Genomic DNA, 17,579 nt, shown 5'->3' with positions numbered 1-17,579 from the left:
ATGAAGTATACAAAAACTTTACTATTTTCTAGTGTATTACTGTTTACCGCTTTCGCGAAAGCGCAAACAAATCTAGATAAAGAAATTACAGCTATAGAATCAAAAGTAATCGAGTGGCGTAGAGATTTTCACCAAAACCCAGAATTAGGAAATCGTGAATTCAATACTGCCGATAAAATTGCAAAACATCTTAAGTCTTTAGGAATTAAAGTTCAGACAGGAGTTGCCAAAACAGGTGTAGTAGGAATTCTTGAAGGAAAACGCAAAGGAAAAGTAGTTGCTTTGCGAGCAGATATAGATGCACTACCTGTAAAGGAACGTGCAGATTTACCATTTAAATCTACAGCGATGGGTGAATATCAAGGTAACCCAGTTCCAGTAATGCACGCTTGTGGGCATGATACACATATTGCAATCCTTATGGGTGTTGCCGAAGTACTTGCAAAAAATAATGATTTTGCGGGAACGGTAAAATTCATTTTTCAACCAGCAGAGGAAGGTGCTCCTCCGGGAGAAGAAGGTGGAGCCGAGTTGATGGTAAAAGAAAATGTTCTTAAAAATCCAGATGTAGATGCCATCTTCGGACTGCATATAGGTTCTGGTCAAGATGTAAATACCATCGCCTATAAACCTGGAGGGATTATGGCAGCTTCCCAGAGTTTTGAAATCCATGTAAAAGGAAAGCAAAGTCATGGTTCTACACCATGGACGAGTCGTGATCCTATCATGGCTGCTGTAAAAATTATAGATGGACTGCAAACCATTATTTCTAGAGAAATCCCACTTACAGAAGAAGCGGCTGTATTATCTATAGGACAGATTAATGCAGGTGTGAGAAGTAATATTATCCCAGAAGAAGTACATATAGTAGGTACATTACGCACGCTAGACTATGATATGCAAGCTTTTATAAACCAGCGTATGAAGGAGATGATTCCTGCTATTGCTGCAGCCTATCGTACAGAAGCTACGCTAACTATTCCTGACGGCTACCCTATCACATTTAATGACGTAGCACTTACCGCACAAATGCTTCCATCACTTGAGAAAGCTGCTGGTAAGGATAATGTCTCTGTGATAAAAGCCATTACAGGTGCCGAAGATTTTTCATTCTTTCAAAAAGAAGTTCCAGGGCTTTATTTCTTTTTAGGAGGTAAAACACCAGGAAGCACAGAAGCTTTTCCTCACCACACTCCAGATTTTTACATTGATGAAAGCGGGATGCTGCTAGGAGTAAAAACATTTGTACAACTTACACATGACTATTTAGGGCAATAACTCCTACTCCATCATTACAGTAAAGATTATATTAATGACAGTTAACCAATGTGTTAACTGTCGTTTTTTTTATGTGAAAAATGAATGAAAACTATAAATTTCGTTCAATAACTATGAAAATAGTTGTGTAACTATACTTTTCGTTGTAAGTTTGAATTATCAATCATTAGATAATCAATTCTATACATGGAAAAACTAACAAATAAAGAAGAAGAAGTAATGCACGCACTATGGAAGTTAGAGCGCGCTTTTGTTAAAGAAGTGGTTGCTAGCTTGCCAGAAGGCAATCATTACAATACCATATCTACCATTGTGCGTAACCTCGCAGATAAAGGATATGTGGGCTACCAAGCGTTTGGAAAGACCCATCAATATTTTCCAGTAGTATCTCTTCAGGCTTATAGAAAAGAGTTTATGGAAACTACGAGTCAAAAGTTTTTTGGGAACTCCTATAAAAATATGGTGTCATTTTTCGCCAAAGAAGAAAAAATCTCTGCAGATGAGCTTAGGGAAATCTTAGCAATCATAGAAAAAAAGTAACTTATGGAAATCCTTATTTTAATAGCAAAAAGTATTGGAATTCTATCCTTGTTTTATGTGATATACATTTCCGTCTTGCACAAAAACACGCTCTTTACAGCAAACAGGCATTTTCTCATTGCTGGTATCATTGCAGCGCTCACGCTACCCTTTTTAGAATTTACTCAAGTTACAGAAATCGTATTGCCTTCACAGCAAGTGTTTGATACTGCAAATATAGTTCCATTATCGCAAGTTGAATATCTTCCTACGGCAACCACAGTAGAGGTGCCAACAATTGATTGGTGGCAAATTGCTTTGCTTATATATATTGCAGGCGTTATTGTCATGTGTATTAGATTAGGTATGCAACTATTCTCACTTAGAAATCTCATTTCTTCCGGAACTTTAGTACAAAGGAATGCATACACATATGTAACTGTCACAAATAATATAGCACCTTTTTCCTTCTTCTCGTATATCGTATATAATCCCGAGCTTCATACGCTAGAAGAGCTCGAGATGATTTTAGCTCACGAGCAAATTCATGCAGGACAACGCCATTCCATAGACATACTAATCACACAAATTATATTAGCACTTCACTGGTGCAATCCGCTGGCGTGGTTATATAAGCAGAGTCTAGAACAAAATTTAGAATATATTGCAGACGCTCATGCTATCCAGCGCATTAATAATCCGCAGCAATATCAACGTACACTGGTTAAGGTTTCATCTCCCTCCATTCGACCAGCGCTTACTAATCAATTTTATCAATCATTTATCAAAAAACGAATCGTTATGCTCAACACACCACAATCAGGTAAACACCATCTTTGGAAACTGGGATTAATCATCCCGCTCGTCTCTTTCTTTCTGTATTCTTTTAATGTAAAAGAAGTAGTCACTTATGTTGAAGAGGACAATACCGCTTTCGCGAAAGCGGAAACAACCACAACCCCATCTAATAAAGGAAGAGATGTCTTCTTTATAGATCGTGAGACCACAAATGACAAACTAGACAGAATAGAAAAGTATGTCACAGACCATTGGAAAGAAGTCGCAATCAAATTTTCAAAAAGAAGCTATACCTCTGAAAATGACTTGTCAGCTTTTACGTTGCAGATACAATTTGACGAGGAGGAAGGTTTTGTAAATAAGCTTTCTTTTAATTCTAAAGAAATTAAACAGTGGGATGGCTATAGCCTCATGGTTAATACCGAAAAGGAGGTTGTCGTGATGGAGCAAAAAGATGGCACATTTATAAACATTACTCCAGATAAAACAACTATTGCAGATGATAAAATAACAGCAGTAACAGAAGATACCACTATAAAAAAAGATAGTGTTACAAATGAATCGCTAGGTTCTAATCCGGTAATAGTTGTAAATAATAACATCGTTCGAGAGAAAGAAAAGAGTTTTACTGCCGATAGTATCACAACGCTAACTCCTACACAAGCTGTCAAGAAATATAGTACTAAGGCTCAAGACGGTGCTCTTATTGTACATAACAGTCCTAAGGTAGATACTACTAAAGCAGTGATAAAATCAATTCAAGAAACCTACAATTTCGTAATCACGAAAAATAGTACAGATCAAGAAATTGAAAATCTCGTAACCATTTTAAAGGATACACATAATGTCGCTCTTAAAGTAAGTGGAATTAAGAGAAATAGAAATCAAGAAATAGAAAAAATTTCAATCGATCTTAGAGATGAGAATGGAAATAATAAAAATTACACCTTAAAGAGCTCTAACCCTATCAATGACATTTATATATACCGCAATGCTGACGGTAGTACAGGTATGGGTAGTGTAAACATGCAGAACAATACTAGAGATACATATGACAACAGGAGAGCCAGCTTAGAAGAACGACGTAACACTATGATGAATACTAGAGATAGTATGCGTACAATTATGGAAGCTCGCAAGCAGGATATGCGCGCTCGTATGGAAGAGCGTAGAAATCTACAAGGGAGAGCTCAGGTAGACTCTATGAGACAAGATATGCTATCACGCCGTGATAGCATGAAAATGCAAATGAAGCAGCGACAGGAGAATTTAAAAGGCGATAGGGAAAACTATAAAAATAGCAGACAACAAAGAGACATGCGCTACGTAACACTCGACGAAAAAACTTACTACTTTGTGGTTAGCCCAGAAGGATCTAAGAGTTTCTATGATCGATGGGGGAAACAAATAAAAGAAGATACTCCTCTTTATCAAAAGCTATTGGATGAAGCTTCCTCGACTGTATCTAGTTTATCACAGGATAAGTTAATGGAACAATTACCTGAAGAAGATATTTTAAAATCTGACTCCTCCGATAAACCTATCTATTATGTTAACGATAAAAAGATGTCAGTGAGCCAACTAAAAGAAATGGATGTGGCTCCTAATAATATTTTGACTCTAACAGTCTATAAAGGGGAAAAAGCAATTGAACTCTACGGTAAAGAGGCTGTTAATGGTGTTGTCGTAATAGAAACAAAAGAGTAAAAGGTAATTAATCTTGAGTAAAAGTCCGCTTTCAATCAGAAAGCGGACTTTTTTTATGCGCTGTTTTTTTCAAATACTACTTATGAAAATTCACTCCAAAATGATGGAATCATATTAATATGGTTAAAATGAGCCATATTTTCTCTACAAAAAATCTAAATGGCTCAAAAAGTCCCTACAGAACTAACACAATGAATGATTATTAGCATTGTGGTTAACATATATCAACCAACTTGAAGACATTGGTATTACACATTTTAATCTATGTCATTAATCTAGTTATAATATTCATGTTAATTTCATTAAAAACTTCTTTTCAATTTGTTTTACTGCGCTCAAGGTGACTTCTTTGCTTCATCAATAACAAACAACGTATCTAGTAACAATCAAAAACATCTATTATGAAAACGCAAGCAAACAACAAGCCGCAAGTAAAAACAAACAAAGTATTAGGAATCTATACCATCTTTATGGTGAGCCTTAGTATCTCTTATATAGTAACTACATTTTTACATTTAGGGAATTAATCACTCCGACATTCATCAATCAGCATTCATCAATCAGCATTCATCAATCAGCATTCATCAATCTTTACTAATCCATCAAAAACCATCCATTATGAAAACGCAAGCAAACAACAAGCCGCAAGTAAAAACAAATAAAGTATTAGGAATCTATACCGTATTTATGGTAAGCCTCAGTATTTCTTATATAGTCACAACCTTTTTACATTTAGGGAATTAATCACTCCGACATTCATCAATCATCATTCATCATTCATCTATCAGCAATCATCAATCAACATTCATCAATCTTTATCAATCTTTATCAATCAATTAAAAACAATCAAAAATGATCCAAATTATCATCACTGCATTAGAACTTATCTTCGGATAAATAATTGACCTCTTCACACCGCCGAGTTAAGGCCTGCTCTGTGTGTGTTTTTTAAAAACTTACTTTAGATATAGCACGTTTTCGCGAAAGCGTACTAATCACATCCCTCCCATTCTTTCCGATAGTATATTTTCAGCTACATTTGGGCTTTTATAATTTTGGCACGCTCGTTGGAGTTGTCATCACCAATCAATACCCATTGTACGATGAAAAATATATTTCTCGCAATCCTTACTACCGTATTTGTAGTAAGCTGCAATTCGGTAAAAAAGACTACTGCAACGCTTAATAGCGGTAATTATGATGATGCCATCGCGATTACTCTTAAGAAGTTGCAACGCAATCCAGATAAAAAGAATAAGCAAGACTTCGTGCTTCTCCTTGAAGATGCTTTTGCAAAAGCATCTGCGCGCGATGCAGATCGTATTTCATTTCTTGTAAAAGAAAATCAGGAGGCAAATCTTGAGGAAATTTATGAGACCTATTTATCGTTACAAAGACGTCAAGATCGTATAAGACCTATCTTACCTTTACAAGTAATTAACGAGAATAGATCTGCACGTTTTGACTTTGTAAACTACACCGACAAACTCATATCTTCTAAGGAAAAGCTAGCTGCTTCCTTATATAACAGTAGCCTTGACGCTATCACTACAGCATCTTCAAAAGAGGATTATCGTAATATCTATGATGATCTAGCCTACTTAAATACGCTTAAGCCAGGTTATAAGGACATCAAAAATATGATGGAATCTGTACATCTTAAAGGGACAGACTTTGTTGCCGTGACGTTATTTAATGATAGTAATATAGCGTTACCAGTACGATTAGAAAACGAGCTGTTAGACTTTTCTACTTATGGCCTTAACGATTTCTGGACCGTGTATCATAGCAATCCGCTTAATGAGGTATCCTACGACTACAATATGGAAGTTGCTTTTACAGAGATTAATATTTCACCAGAACGCATCAAAGAAAGAGAGGTGCAACAAGAAAAACTCATTAAAGACGGTACCATCGTTCTAAAGGATGAAGATGGTAATGTGGTTTATGATGAGGATGGAGAGAAAGTTCTGGTAGATAATATGATTACGGTACGTTGCACGTACTTTGAGTTTATCCAAAACAAAGCTGTAAATGTAGTAGGCCGCGTGCGCTACTCTGATAGTAATACAAATCAGGTTCTACAATCGCTTCCGCTAGCATCTGAGTTTATTTTTGATCACAGATATGCTACCTATAGAGGTGATAGAAGAGCACTAGAAGATGAGCTTTATGATCGCACTCGCAATAGAGCAGTTCCGTTTCCTACTAATGAGCAAATGGTGTACGACGCTGGTGAAGACATTAAAAATCGCATTAAGGATATTATTCTAAGAAATAATAACTAGTCTTTACAAACAGATAAAAGCCGTAACGCTATGCGTTACGGCTTTGTTTTTTAGCTACTTTTGACGGTATGCAAACACTCTATAAATTTCTTGCCAAAGTTAATAAGGCAGTACTTCCCTCCTATTCAAAACGTGGTCTCGACCTTACACAAGCTAGTAAAGTGCAGCTTGCGATTTTTGGGTATAGAATCTGGGTTACAAAAAGAGCGTTAGATTAAATCTTTTCGGCGAGTGCTTGTGCACTTATCGCTCCATGACTATCTGCATAAACCGCTGTCCCATTTTTGATTAAAATCATTTGCGGACTTTGATGTATTACTTGAAATTTATATCCCACTTCGTTAGACACTTCTCTATACGCCTTAAGGTCTAAATAATAAATATCTAACTGATTAGGGTCTATATCATACTGAGATTCTAACTGGCGTATTACCATACGGCTTATACCACAAGTTGTAGAATGCTTAAAAATTGCCTGTGGCTTCGTTTCAGAATCTTTTGCGATTTGATCGAGTTGCTCTAAAGTGGTTAATTGCTTCCAAGGCATAGGTGCTTTTTCCTCTTTTGGCTCCTTATCTCCTCCAAACATTGAATTGAATATTCCCATTGTAATTAAGTTCTTTTTTACAAAGGTAGTCGTTGTGTCTGTGTTACGCTTTCGCGAAAGCGTGAAATAGTTCTTAAATAAGTCATAAAGTCAGCTGATACAAGAGTTTACAAGACATTTTGTCTATAAGCCGCTATGGAATAATAATTGACTTTAGTCCATCAAACAAAGGACAAACCAAGACATTAAAGAGAGGTACTTATCTCTTTTAAAGTCTATTAAACATATACTATGAATATAAATAATTATACCATAAAATCACAGGAGGCCATCCAAAGAGCACAGCAAATTGCACAGGAAATGGGCCACCAGCAGATAGAAAATGAGCACATTTTTAAAGCAATTTTTGAAATAGATGAGCACGTTACTCCATTCTTACTTCAAAAGCTTGATGTAAATATTCCGTTATTCCAGCAAGTTTTAGATAGTACGTTACAGAGCTATCCAAAAGTATCTGGTGGAGATATTGTACTAGGTCGGGAGGCAAATAAAGCACTCACGGAGGCTAGTATTATTGCTAAAAAAATGAACGATGAGTATGTCTCTATCGAGCATTTGATACTCGCTATTTTTAGTACTAAAAGCAAAGTAGCTCAAATCTTAAAAGATCAAGGAGTGACAGAAAAGCATTTACGTGCCGCGATTGACGAAGTACGTAAAGGAAATCGTGTGACTTCTCAAAGTGCCGAAGAAACCTATAATTCTTTAAACAAATACGCAAAAAACTTAAATGAACTTGCGCGTAATGGCAAACTAGATCCTGTAATAGGCCGTGATGAAGAGATACGACGCATATTACAAATCTTAACGCGTCGTACAAAGAACAATCCTATCCTCGTAGGAGAGCCAGGGACTGGTAAAACAGCCATTGCCGAGGGTCTAGCGCATAGAATTGTAGATGGTGACATTCCAGAAAACTTGCAGAATAAGCAAATATTTGCCCTCGATATGGGTGCACTTATTGCTGGAGCAAAATTTAAAGGAGAGTTTGAAGAACGTCTTAAAGCGGTTATTAAAGAAGTCACAGAAAGTGATGGCGATATCGTACTATTCATAGATGAGATACATACACTTGTAGGTGCTGGTGGCGGACAAGGAGCGATGGATGCCGCAAACATCTTAAAACCCGCCCTTGCTCGTGGCGAACTGCGTGCCATAGGTGCTACCACGCTTGATGAGTATCAAAAATACTTTGAAGCAGATAAGGCACTTGAACGTAGATTCCAGAAAGTAGTGGTAGATGAGCCAGATACAGAGAGTGCCATCTCTATATTAAGAGGTATTAAAGATAAATATGAAACACACCACAAGGTGCGTATCAAAGATGATGCAATCATCGCAGCGGTAAAATTATCACAACGCTATATCACGAGCAGATTTTTACCAGACAAGGCAATTGACTTGATGGATGAAGCTGCTGCAAAAATGCGTATGGAAATCAACTCTAAGCCAGAAGAGCTGGATGTATTAGACCGTCGTGTGATGCAGCTAGAGATTGAGATTGAGGCGATAAAACGTGAGAAAGATGAAGATAAACTCAAAAGCCTACGTGCAGATCTTGCAAACCTTAAGGAGGAGCGTAACGATCTCAATGCACAATGGCAATCAGAAAAAGACATTGTAGAGAGTGTACAGACGGCAAAGCAAGACATAGAAAACTATAAAATAGAAGCAGAAATCGCAGAGCGTGAAGGAAACTATGGCCTTGTAGCAGAGTTGCGTTATGGGAAAATCAAGGATGCTCAAGAACATCTAGAAGAACTTCAAAGAGATCTCGCAAGTCATGCAGATACCTCGCTTATTAAAGAGGAAGTAACAAGCGAAGACATTGCAGAAGTTGTAGCAAAATGGACAGGTATTCCTGTTCAAAAGATGTTGCAGGGTGAGCGTGAGAAGTTACTTCAGCTAGAAGACGAGCTGCACAAACGTGTAGTGGGACAACGAGAAGCTATTGTAGCAGTAAGTGATGCTGTACGACGTAGTCGTGCAGGATTGCAAGATCAAAAAAAGCCAATTGGTTCCTTCTTATTTTTAGGAACAACTGGTGTAGGTAAAACAGAACTTGCAAAGGCACTTGCAGAGTATCTCTTTGATGATGAAAATGCAATGACGCGTATTGATATGAGTGAGTATCAAGAACGTCACAGTGTGAGTCGTCTTGTAGGAGCGCCTCCAGGATATGTAGGTTATGATGAAGGTGGCCAGCTTACGGAGGCCGTACGACGTCGTCCTTACTCCGTGGTATTACTCGATGAGATTGAAAAAGCACACCCAGATACCTTTAACGTGTTGTTACAGGTGCTTGATGAAGGTAGACTTACAGATAACAAAGGACGTACTGCCGACTTTAGAAACGCGATTATTATCATGACCTCAAACATGGGAAGTGAGATTATCAAAGAACGTTTTGAGGCGATTCCGGATGTAGATGCTGCGATGGAGTCTGCAAAGGTTGACGTATTAGGTTTACTCAAACAAAACATAAGACCAGAATTCTTAAATAGAATAGATGACATTGTGATGTTTAGTCCGCTTACGCGAAAAGATATTAGAGATATTGTGAAGTTGCAGTTTAAAGGGATTCAAAAAATGCTCTCTCAACAGAACATTACCCTAGATGCTACAAAACAAGCAATAGACTTTATCTCTGAAGCAGGTTTCCAGCCAGAATATGGTGCAAGACCTGTAAAGCGAGCAATGCAGCGCGAGGTGCTTAACCAGTTATCAAAAGAAATTTTGAGCGGTAAAGTTGCATCAGACAGTGTGATACTCGTAGATTCTTTTGACGATAAATTAGTCTTTAGAAATGAAGCAGAAATTACAGGAGAAGAAGAATAAGGATTAATTGACGATGATGAAGAGTGGATATCTAGCAATAGGTATCCACTTTTTTTGTGGCCTGATTGCTAAATTTTTAGGGCTGTTTGTGCGGTGACGAATACACTAATAAGTGTATATTTAAGCAATCAATTAAAAAACAATAAAACAGGCAGTACCGCAACGCACTCGCTTAATGTAGTGGCCTGTTAGGCACAATTATGGCAATAATCCTGCGAAAATTTATATTATATTTTATAATAAGTTGTTTAGTTTATTACTTCTTTTTAGTTGTTGAGACCATCAGCTTATATTTTAGCGAATTTGGATTTGACCTAACCAATGGAATACTTTTTAGTTTTAGTCAAATACCAGCAGTAATTAATTTTGGTGTTTTCATTGCCTTAATCTTGGTTACAGCGGAATTATTAAAAGAGAAAAAATCTGTCTCACAATTTTTCCAATTCGGACTTATAGCATCATTAATCTTTGGTGGACTAATATTCTTACTATCTAATAGTGTGGTGCCAAAACTTCGAATGACATCATACTTGGAGAGGTATGAAAACGCAAGAAAAGAACCATTTACCTCCCAAGAAAGAATTGAAAAAGCTGCCGAATTCAAAAAAACAAATGTTGATATGATGAGTATTGGATATATAAACCAATATTCTGACTCTTTAGAAACTGAAAACAAGTCTCAAAAAACAATCATCTCAGACTTGTTTAAAAAAATTCCTGATAGCATAATTCAAAGTGACTTTTCAAAAACGGAGCTTAACGAATATGGAATCTCAAAAAACGAGTTGCCAACAGAATTTAATCGCAGAGATTTATTTCAATTACAAAACGAAATAACAAAGAACACGCACTTGAAAAAGCGATTAAGAAAATCTAATTGGACAAAAAACACTCGGTATATAAATAGTTTTCTGACTTTTTTTCTGGTTTACTTTGCAATAGTCATTGGAGCTAATTTTAAAAATCAGTTAAAATTTTCATTGGTCTGTATTGGGATTGTGTTTTATACACAGACTTTAAATTTATTAATAACTTTATCGGACTACCTTATGAATGGAGATAATTTATTGGGACTAATTTTCAAGTCTACGATAATTCTGATTATGTTTTTATATTTAGCATATCGAATGAAAACGAAATAAACTAGTGCTAACAAAGTTCTGAGTTAAAAAACAAGTCTACTTCGGCTACGCTTAGCACAAGCTTTTAAGCTAATTTTGATTTATAATTCACATCGCAGAGCCCTCTCCAATTTACCCTCCCGCGAAAGCATCATCCTTCTTAAATACTTGTATATAAACGATCAATTAAAAAATAATAAAACAGGAATATTAGAAGCGCCGATAGCTAACGGGAGATGCGCTTGCTTTATGTAGTATCATGCTGGGATGCATAAGACTCATCAAACTGATAAAAACTCTTTTTGTATATTTGATGAGTTAACTCAATTAATATGGATATTCAATCAACAAAAATAGAATTAGTAAAAACTATCTTAGCGATAGAAAATAGTGATTTTATTCAAAAAGTAGCTGACTTTGTAAATGCTGAAAAAGTTGATTTTTGGAATGAATTAACTACTTCTGAACAAAGTGAAATTAATGAAGGAATTAATCAGCTTGATAGTGGAAAACGAGTTTCTTTTGATTCATTCTTGAAAAAGATTTCTTAATGAAGGTATTCTTATCTGAATTAGCAGAAGGAAAACTCCTGATACTATCCGAATATCTTTTAGAAAATTGGAATTCAAAAACACGTGATCAGTTTATTGAAAAGCTAACTGAAAAAATTAAACAGATATCTTTTCAACCAGAAAGCTGCCCTCAATCCTCAGAACTCAAAGGCTTGTATAAATGTGTTGTAACAAAACAAACTACCTTTTATTATAGAATTTCGACAGGACTAGACGAAATTGAAATCATTACAATTTTTGATACAAGACAAAATCCTGACAAACTAAGAAAGGATATTTAAAAAAACTCACCATACATAAAACCACTGCGGCTGTTTGCCAAAGAGTATACGTCTCATTTATAGAAAGTTCAATATTGGTTGCAACGGTCACAACAATACATGAAGCGTCCCGATTACACCGGAAATTGAAAACTGTCTATGCGATGCGTGAAAACGCAAATATCTGTATATTTAAATAATCAATTAAAAATCACGAAACAGGCTCACCGTAAATCTTGAGAGCTAATGGGAGCGTGGCCCTCTTTATATCGTGGTCATTTAGCTTTAATTGTTTTGAAAAAAGAAAATCGTAACCGAAAAAATAAATAACGAACCAAATCATTCTATCTCGAAAAAGGACGTTAAAGCGATTATTGAAATTGTTCCTAATGATTGGATTGGAATTGCTTCCATTTTTTCAATTTCTTCTCAATTATTTGAGAATTCGAATTGGGACAGACCAGTTATTCAGAATAATACAACGTTCAAAATATTATCACGCGGAATTGAGCGTAACGAAATAATAAAAGAATTATTAATTGAATTGGCTATTAAACCAACCAAAGCATATCCACCAAAAGGAAATTCTTTGACTAAATCGCAACGGAAAAAATTAGAAGATTTGATAATGCCATATTACAATAAATTAACTGAATAAAGAGGGATTATCACTCAAGAGGAATAACAATAAAAAGTGCTCAATCTGTAGCGTCAAAACTAAAAGCTCATAAAGAAATGTATTACAAAACAAGCTTCTGACTGTATCGGAGACGGAACGTAATCTAATAGAAATAACCCTAACCCCCACTAAGGCATGATAAATGTATATAGGTGTGTGTTTGATAGCAATAGCTATCTTTGTAACTCATACATATACCATGAAAAATATTCCTTTCCTATTTATACTATTTGTTGCGTTCTCTTTAAACGCTCAACAAAACTACTATACCTTTCAAGGTGACACCTATGATGAGGAGGCTTTTCAAGCCAAACTAAAATCTATTGAGGAGGTTTATGGTGCGCAAGGAAGCTGGAAATACACTAAAGCCAACTTTAAAGTTCGCCATTCTCGTGTGCGACAAGACTCAATTATACAAGAGGTCGAGGTGATGCTTTCGCAATCTAATAGCGCGCCTCTAGACATTAATGTTGGTGTGAATGGACTAATTAATAAACCCCTACCCGACTTTCAGCTGCAAGATCTTGCAAACGGGCTTAAGTCTAAGGAGAGTTATAATGATAAAATTACACTCATTAACTTGTGGTTTACGAGCTGCCCTCCTTGTATCGCAGAGATTCCATATCTCAATGATCTAAAAAAGCAATATGAGGATCGCGTAAATTTTGTAGCCATCACTTTTGAGCCAAAAAGCAAAATCGACGATTTTTTAACCAAGAAACCTTTTGATTTTGAGCATCTAGTAGATGGTGCCAGCTATTTAAAACAGGACTTAAAAACCAATACGTATCCTAAGCTCGTATTTATGGATCGCAATGGTACCGTACGTTTTGTAGAAAATGCGGTAATGGCTCAAGGAAGAGGCCCAGCAGCAGAGGTTACAGAAATTCTTAAGGAACACCTAGATTACTTACTCGCAGATAACTAATGGAAAACACCGTAGAACCAACTCCAGATTACTCCCCACTTGAGGAAAAACTCAACATTTGGACACATGGTTTTGGTTTTGTTGCAAGTGTAGTTGCATTGGGTTTTTTATGTTTTCGCGAAAGCGTATCAACCACAGCAACCGTTAGTCTCATCATTTTTGGAGTAAGTATGTCTGTGCTATATTTTGCCTCTACAGCTTACCACAGCGCGGTAAAACCTATACTTAGAGCAAGATTAAAGATATTTGATCATGCGTCTATCTATGTGCTCATTGCAGGAACTTATACACCATTTACACTTGTAACTCTAGAAGGAACTACTGGGTGGTGGATTTTTGGGATTGCATGGTCTATTGCTTTATTCGGAATAATATTAAAACTTTTTTTTACAGGACGATTTGATATTCTTTCTACCATACTTTATGTAGCGATGGGTTGGCTTATCGTTTTTGCATACAAACCATTACTAGCAAATCTCGACCCTGCTGGTGTGCAATGGCTTTTTACTGGAGGTATTTTATATACGATAGGTGCTGTTCTTTATAGCATTTCTCGCATTCCTTATAATCATGCTATTTTTCATGTATTTGTTTTGGGAGGAACAGCCTCTCACTTTATTGCAGTTTACAACTACGTAGGAGTTTAAGCCTTTCGAAGATTATAAAACAAAAAATGCCCCTCAATGAGGGGCATTTTTATTGCTAATAGTAAAGAGCTACAATAGACTAGTTAAAGATATAACGTAGTCCTAGTTGTGCTTGCCATCTGTTTAAAAGACTTGCATCTGTTCCAAATGTTTGAGTAAGCTCTTCGTTGAACGTGTATGTAGGTACACCGTCTGCAACGCTTACACTTACTGGCTGGATACTGTTAGGTTGCTCAACAAGTCCCCAATCAGAATTGATGAAGTTTCCTAAGTTAAGAACGTCAACACTAAACTGGATTGTGTTTTTCTTTCCTTTTACATCAAAATTAAAATCTTGTAATAAACGGAAGTCAACACGGCTTCTCCATGGTGCAAGTGCTCCATAACGCTCTGCATATTGACCACGATTATCACTTAAGTAATCATCTTGCTCGATGTACTGATTAAATGCTGCTGCTTGCTCTGGTGTAGCAAAATTTTGCTGTGATACTTCTGCAGCAGTTGGGATGTAAATAAGGTCGTTAAAGTTACTTCCGTCACCGTTAACATCTCCAGCATACGTATAATTAAAACGTCCTCCTCTAGCCCACTCTGCAAATGTAGAAATGGTAGTAGCAAACTTTCCGTCACCATACTCAAATTTCTTTGAAGCTACAGCAATCACTCTGTGTTGATCACCATAACGTGAGTTTGATAATACTGCATCATTTGCATTACCACGTATTGCATTTGCATTAAATGCATCACCTGTAATCTCTGCGTCAATAGAGTTTACATTTTTAGAATCTAGGTAGTTATATGCTACACTTGCATAAAGTCCGTTACCAAATGATTTTTCTGCTTTTAACGTAGCGTTAATTGTACGACCGTTATCAGAGTTTGTAAATACATACGCATTTGTAGGTCCTCCAAAGGCATTAGTAGAAAAATCTGAAGCTTGATAGATAGGTCTGTTATCTACTCCTTGTAATGTAGCAGATGGATTATCAAGTGCCCAGTTTTGAACGTGTGCAGCATTAAGATCTTTTGTGTAAGAGAAGTCTCCTGTAAGTACTACACCATTATCTAGGCGGTAATCTACACCTATGTTAGATCTCCACACTTGTGGCCATTTGAAATCTTGATCTACCGTCTGGTAGAAGAAAAAGTCAACACCTTGTACTTGGTTACCTAACCATACAAAAGGAAAACGACCTGTAAATATTCCTGTTCCTCCACGTACTTGGAAAGTCTTATCGCCTTCTACATCCCAGTTAAAACCTAATCTAGGTGAGAATAAGAATCCATTGTCTGGAAGTACTGTACTGTCTAGAAGAATATCTTCTCCAGTTGATGGATCTACATAAACGTTATCAGGTTGATAATCTTGTATTTTTCTTTCGATATTCTCTTGAATCTTATCTTCTGTGTCAAAATATAATGGCTTGTCAAGACGTAGTCCTATTGTAAGAGTTAAATCATCTGTTGCTTTCCATTGATCTTGTCCATAAAGAGAGAACTGCCCTACGTTAGTTTCAGCAAGTGCCCATCCTGCTGGATCACCAATAGGAAGACCATTATTATCATTAAACGTTTCCTCTGCAGATAAGAAAGTTCCTTGATATTGGTTTACTAAGAAATCTTGAAAAGCTACAAGGTCAGTTTCTCCAGTTGTATCATTTACATAATCTGTATCTAGTACTCCATCACCATCAAAATCCATGTCTTGATCGATTGATACGCTTCCAAATAAATCAAAACCGTATCCTGTTAAGTTAAATGAGTTGTAAAAGCTAAACTTCTCAAATGACGTTCCTAAAGTAAATGTGTGACTTCCAGAAACAATATTCAAGTTGTTTGTGATTTGGAAAACTTGTTGCTCAAGTACATTTGAAATTGAGAATGGCTCATGACCAGCTATTATATAATTTTGTCCTCCTTTTGTAATGTTTATAGACGGACCTGGTGTAGAAAAAGGCTTTCTAAAATCATCAAAGAACGTGTAACCTACTTGTAATTTATTTGAGATGTTACTAGCTATGTCGCTATTCCACTCAAACTGGAAAGAATCTATGTTGTTGTTAATTTCATATCCTGCATTTTCAAACTGCAATGTAGTCTGATTAGGTCCACGAAGTGCAATTGCATTTGGGTTTGCTGGATTTTCCTTAGAAGAGCGTAGTAAGTTATAAACAAGTGCTACACGGTTCTTGTCATTCACGTTCCAATCTAACTTGAAAAGTGCTTTTGTAGAACCTGCATCAAAGTTAAATCCTTCATATCTTCCTGGCTCATAAAAAGAACCGTCTGCATACTGGATACTTCCTAGTGCAGCAGAAACAGCATCAAGATCTGCTGGTAATACGCGAGACTCATTGATTGCTCCAGTATTTCTGTTAGGTGCCCATGGAGCTCCAAGATCTGATCTAGATTCCTTTTCAAAGTTTGCAAAGAAAAATAGTTTGTTTTTGATGATTGGTCCCCCTATTGAGATACCATAAGTATTCTGGCTCTGGTCTGCTACAAAAACGTCATCTCCTCCTACTTTACCTCCTGTAAGATCTTCATTTCTGTAAAAACCGTAAACAGTTCCTTTTACTTCATTAGTACCACTTTTTGTTACTGCATTTACAGAAGCTCCTGTAAATCCAGAAAGTGTTACATCATAAGGAGCTGTACTTACTTGAATTTGCTCAATAGCATCAAGAGATATAGGTTGAGAACCTGTTTGTCCTCCTGGAGTCGCTGCATCAAGTCCAAATGGGTTGTTAAAAACCGCCCCATCAAGACTAAAGTTATTATACTGATCATTACGTCCTCCAAAAGATCCATTACTAGAAGCACTAGGCTCTAGACGGTAAAAATCTGCTGCAGATCTAGATATTGTAGGAAGTGACTTTAATTGTCTCTCACCTACATTTGTCGCTGCACCTGTGCGGCCATCACTAAAAGTATTATTACGAGAACCTGTAATTACTACCTCTTCTAGCGCATTGCTATCTTCACTCAGTGTTACTTCAACGTTGTACGTTTCTCCTAGATTAAGAGTTACGCCTGTAAATTCCTGACTTTGGAAACCTACATAACTCATTGTGATCGTATAAGGTCCACCTACACGTAGGTTTAATAGACTAAAACGACCGTCAAAGTTTGTAATAGCTCCATACTTTGTACCTGTAGGAGTGTGTACTGCAAGTACATTTGCCCCTGGCAAAGTCTCGCTACCTCCATTTACTACTCCCGAAATAGAGGAAGTAGTTACTTGTGCTTGCAAACTAAAAGCGCCAAGTACTACAATTAATAAGAAAATTTTTTTGAACATAAAGTTTGAATTTGTTTCCCGTAAAAATACTAGAGT

Annotated in this window: 15 protein-coding genes; 13 read left to right on the top strand and 2 right to left on the bottom strand. The window is 36.5% G+C overall.

Annotated features, from left to right (window positions below; all coding sequences use genetic code 11):
• The 7 genes from ACJJVU_RS09385 (at position 1) to ACJJVU_RS09355 (ending at position 6,808) form a co-directional block, all read left to right on the top strand.
• On the top strand, positions 1–1,278 hold the full coding sequence (locus ACJJVU_RS09385) for an amidohydrolase (protein ID WP_405224575.1): 1,278 nt from the start codon (positions 1–3) through the stop codon (positions 1,276–1,278).
• Positions 1,279–1,464: 186 nt separating this feature from the next.
• The gene (locus ACJJVU_RS09380) at positions 1,465–1,818 is read left to right on the top strand and encodes a BlaI/MecI/CopY family transcriptional regulator (protein WP_144784027.1); all 354 of its coding nucleotides are present in this window, start codon (positions 1,465–1,467) and stop codon (positions 1,816–1,818) included.
• A 3-nt stretch (positions 1,819–1,821) separates the two neighbouring features.
• A complete protein-coding gene (locus ACJJVU_RS09375) occupies positions 1,822–4,302 on the top strand; it encodes a M56 family metallopeptidase (protein WP_405224570.1) in 2,481 nt (826 codons plus the stop codon).
• A gap of 401 nt (positions 4,303–4,703) precedes the next feature.
• Entirely contained in the window at positions 4,704–4,829 is a 126-nt protein-coding gene (locus ACJJVU_RS09370) for a hypothetical protein (protein ID WP_405224567.1), read from the top strand.
• Positions 4,830–4,920: 91 nt separating this feature from the next.
• Positions 4,921–5,046 carry a hypothetical protein gene (locus ACJJVU_RS09365; RefSeq protein WP_379953211.1) on the top strand — a complete coding sequence of 42 codons (126 nt, stop codon included), beginning with the start codon at positions 4,921–4,923 and terminating at the stop codon, positions 5,044–5,046.
• A gap of 359 nt (positions 5,047–5,405) precedes the next feature.
• On the top strand, positions 5,406–6,590 hold the full coding sequence (locus ACJJVU_RS09360; RefSeq protein ID WP_405224564.1) for a hypothetical protein: 1,185 nt from the start codon (positions 5,406–5,408) through the stop codon (positions 6,588–6,590).
• 68 nt (positions 6,591–6,658) lie between these two features.
• The gene (locus ACJJVU_RS09355) at positions 6,659–6,808 is read left to right on the top strand and encodes an SsrA-binding protein (protein WP_405224561.1); all 150 of its coding nucleotides are present in this window, start codon (positions 6,659–6,661) and stop codon (positions 6,806–6,808) included.
• Here ACJJVU_RS09355 and ytxJ read toward each other — a convergent pair.
• The gene (gene ytxJ, locus ACJJVU_RS09350; RefSeq protein ID WP_013752097.1) at positions 6,805–7,197 is read right to left on the bottom strand and encodes a bacillithiol system redox-active protein YtxJ; all 393 of its coding nucleotides are present in this window, start codon (positions 7,195–7,197) and stop codon (positions 6,805–6,807) included. The two genes, ACJJVU_RS09355 and ytxJ, sit on opposite strands and share 4 nt — an antisense overlap.
• 231 nt (positions 7,198–7,428) lie before the next feature.
• Here ytxJ and clpB point away from each other — a divergent pair, with 231 nt between their 5' ends.
• The 6 genes from clpB to ACJJVU_RS09320 all read left to right on the top strand — a co-directional run bounded on the left by clpB (position 7,429) and on the right by ACJJVU_RS09320 (position 14,242).
• The gene (gene clpB, locus ACJJVU_RS09345; protein WP_405224557.1) at positions 7,429–10,035 is read left to right on the top strand and encodes an ATP-dependent chaperone ClpB; all 2,607 of its coding nucleotides are present in this window, start codon (positions 7,429–7,431) and stop codon (positions 10,033–10,035) included.
• Between the two features lie 200 nt (positions 10,036–10,235).
• On the top strand, positions 10,236–11,177 hold the full coding sequence (locus ACJJVU_RS09340) for a hypothetical protein (protein ID WP_405224554.1): 942 nt from the start codon (positions 10,236–10,238) through the stop codon (positions 11,175–11,177).
• A gap of 311 nt (positions 11,178–11,488) precedes the next feature.
• Positions 11,489–11,707, top strand: a complete 219-nt coding sequence (locus ACJJVU_RS09335) for a hypothetical protein (RefSeq protein ID WP_144784115.1) — start codon at positions 11,489–11,491, stop codon at positions 11,705–11,707.
• Positions 11,707–12,009 carry a type II toxin-antitoxin system RelE/ParE family toxin gene (locus ACJJVU_RS09330; protein ID WP_405224551.1) on the top strand — a complete coding sequence of 101 codons (303 nt, stop codon included), beginning with the start codon at positions 11,707–11,709 and terminating at the stop codon, positions 12,007–12,009. The genes ACJJVU_RS09335 and ACJJVU_RS09330 overlap by 1 nt, the downstream gene beginning before the upstream one ends.
• 857 nt (positions 12,010–12,866) lie before the next feature.
• A complete protein-coding gene (locus tag ACJJVU_RS09325; protein ID WP_405224548.1) occupies positions 12,867–13,595 on the top strand; it encodes a TlpA family protein disulfide reductase in 729 nt (242 codons plus the stop codon).
• Positions 13,595–14,242 (top strand): hemolysin III family protein, encoded by a 648-nt coding sequence (locus tag ACJJVU_RS09320; protein WP_405224545.1) that lies wholly within the window; start codon positions 13,595–13,597, stop codon positions 14,240–14,242. The genes ACJJVU_RS09325 and ACJJVU_RS09320 overlap by 1 nt, the downstream gene beginning before the upstream one ends.
• A gap of 79 nt (positions 14,243–14,321) precedes the next feature.
• Here the strand turns inward: ACJJVU_RS09320 and ACJJVU_RS09315 are convergent, their stop codons facing one another.
• A complete protein-coding gene (locus tag ACJJVU_RS09315; RefSeq protein WP_405224542.1) occupies positions 14,322–17,543 on the bottom strand; it encodes a TonB-dependent receptor in 3,222 nt (1,073 codons plus the stop codon).
• Positions 17,544–17,579: the final 36 nt, after the last annotated feature.

The sequence above is a fragment of the Dokdonia sp. Asnod1-B02 genome (assembly GCF_045063955.1).
Taxonomy (GTDB): domain Bacteria; phylum Bacteroidota; class Bacteroidia; order Flavobacteriales; family Flavobacteriaceae; genus Dokdonia.
This window is presented reverse-complemented; position numbering and strand designations above follow the sequence as displayed.

Coding starts and splice junctions, on each gene's coding strand:
- ACJJVU_RS09320 (WP_405224545.1), top strand. CDS start 13,595: ATGGAAAACACCGTAGAACCAACTCCAGATTACTCCCCACTTGAGGAA.
- ACJJVU_RS09355 (WP_405224561.1), top strand. CDS start 6,659: ATGCAAACACTCTATAAATTTCTTGCCAAAGTTAATAAGGCAGTACTT.
- ACJJVU_RS09315 (WP_405224542.1), bottom strand. CDS start 17,543: ATGTTCAAAAAAATTTTCTTATTAATTGTAGTACTTGGCGCTTTTAGT.
- ACJJVU_RS09360 (WP_405224564.1), top strand. CDS start 5,406: ATGAAAAATATATTTCTCGCAATCCTTACTACCGTATTTGTAGTAAGC.
- ytxJ (WP_013752097.1), bottom strand. CDS start 7,197: ATGGGAATATTCAATTCAATGTTTGGAGGAGATAAGGAGCCAAAAGAG.
- ACJJVU_RS09380 (WP_144784027.1), top strand. CDS start 1,465: ATGGAAAAACTAACAAATAAAGAAGAAGAAGTAATGCACGCACTATGG.
- ACJJVU_RS09330 (WP_405224551.1), top strand. CDS start 11,707: ATGAAGGTATTCTTATCTGAATTAGCAGAAGGAAAACTCCTGATACTA.
- ACJJVU_RS09365 (WP_379953211.1), top strand. CDS start 4,921: ATGAAAACGCAAGCAAACAACAAGCCGCAAGTAAAAACAAATAAAGTA.
- ACJJVU_RS09370 (WP_405224567.1), top strand. CDS start 4,704: ATGAAAACGCAAGCAAACAACAAGCCGCAAGTAAAAACAAACAAAGTA.
- ACJJVU_RS09375 (WP_405224570.1), top strand. CDS start 1,822: ATGGAAATCCTTATTTTAATAGCAAAAAGTATTGGAATTCTATCCTTG.
- ACJJVU_RS09340 (WP_405224554.1), top strand. CDS start 10,236: ATGGCAATAATCCTGCGAAAATTTATATTATATTTTATAATAAGTTGT.
- ACJJVU_RS09335 (WP_144784115.1), top strand. CDS start 11,489: ATGGATATTCAATCAACAAAAATAGAATTAGTAAAAACTATCTTAGCG.
- clpB (WP_405224557.1), top strand. CDS start 7,429: ATGAATATAAATAATTATACCATAAAATCACAGGAGGCCATCCAAAGA.
- ACJJVU_RS09385 (WP_405224575.1), top strand. CDS start 1: ATGAAGTATACAAAAACTTTACTATTTTCTAGTGTATTACTGTTTACC.
- ACJJVU_RS09325 (WP_405224548.1), top strand. CDS start 12,867: ATGAAAAATATTCCTTTCCTATTTATACTATTTGTTGCGTTCTCTTTA.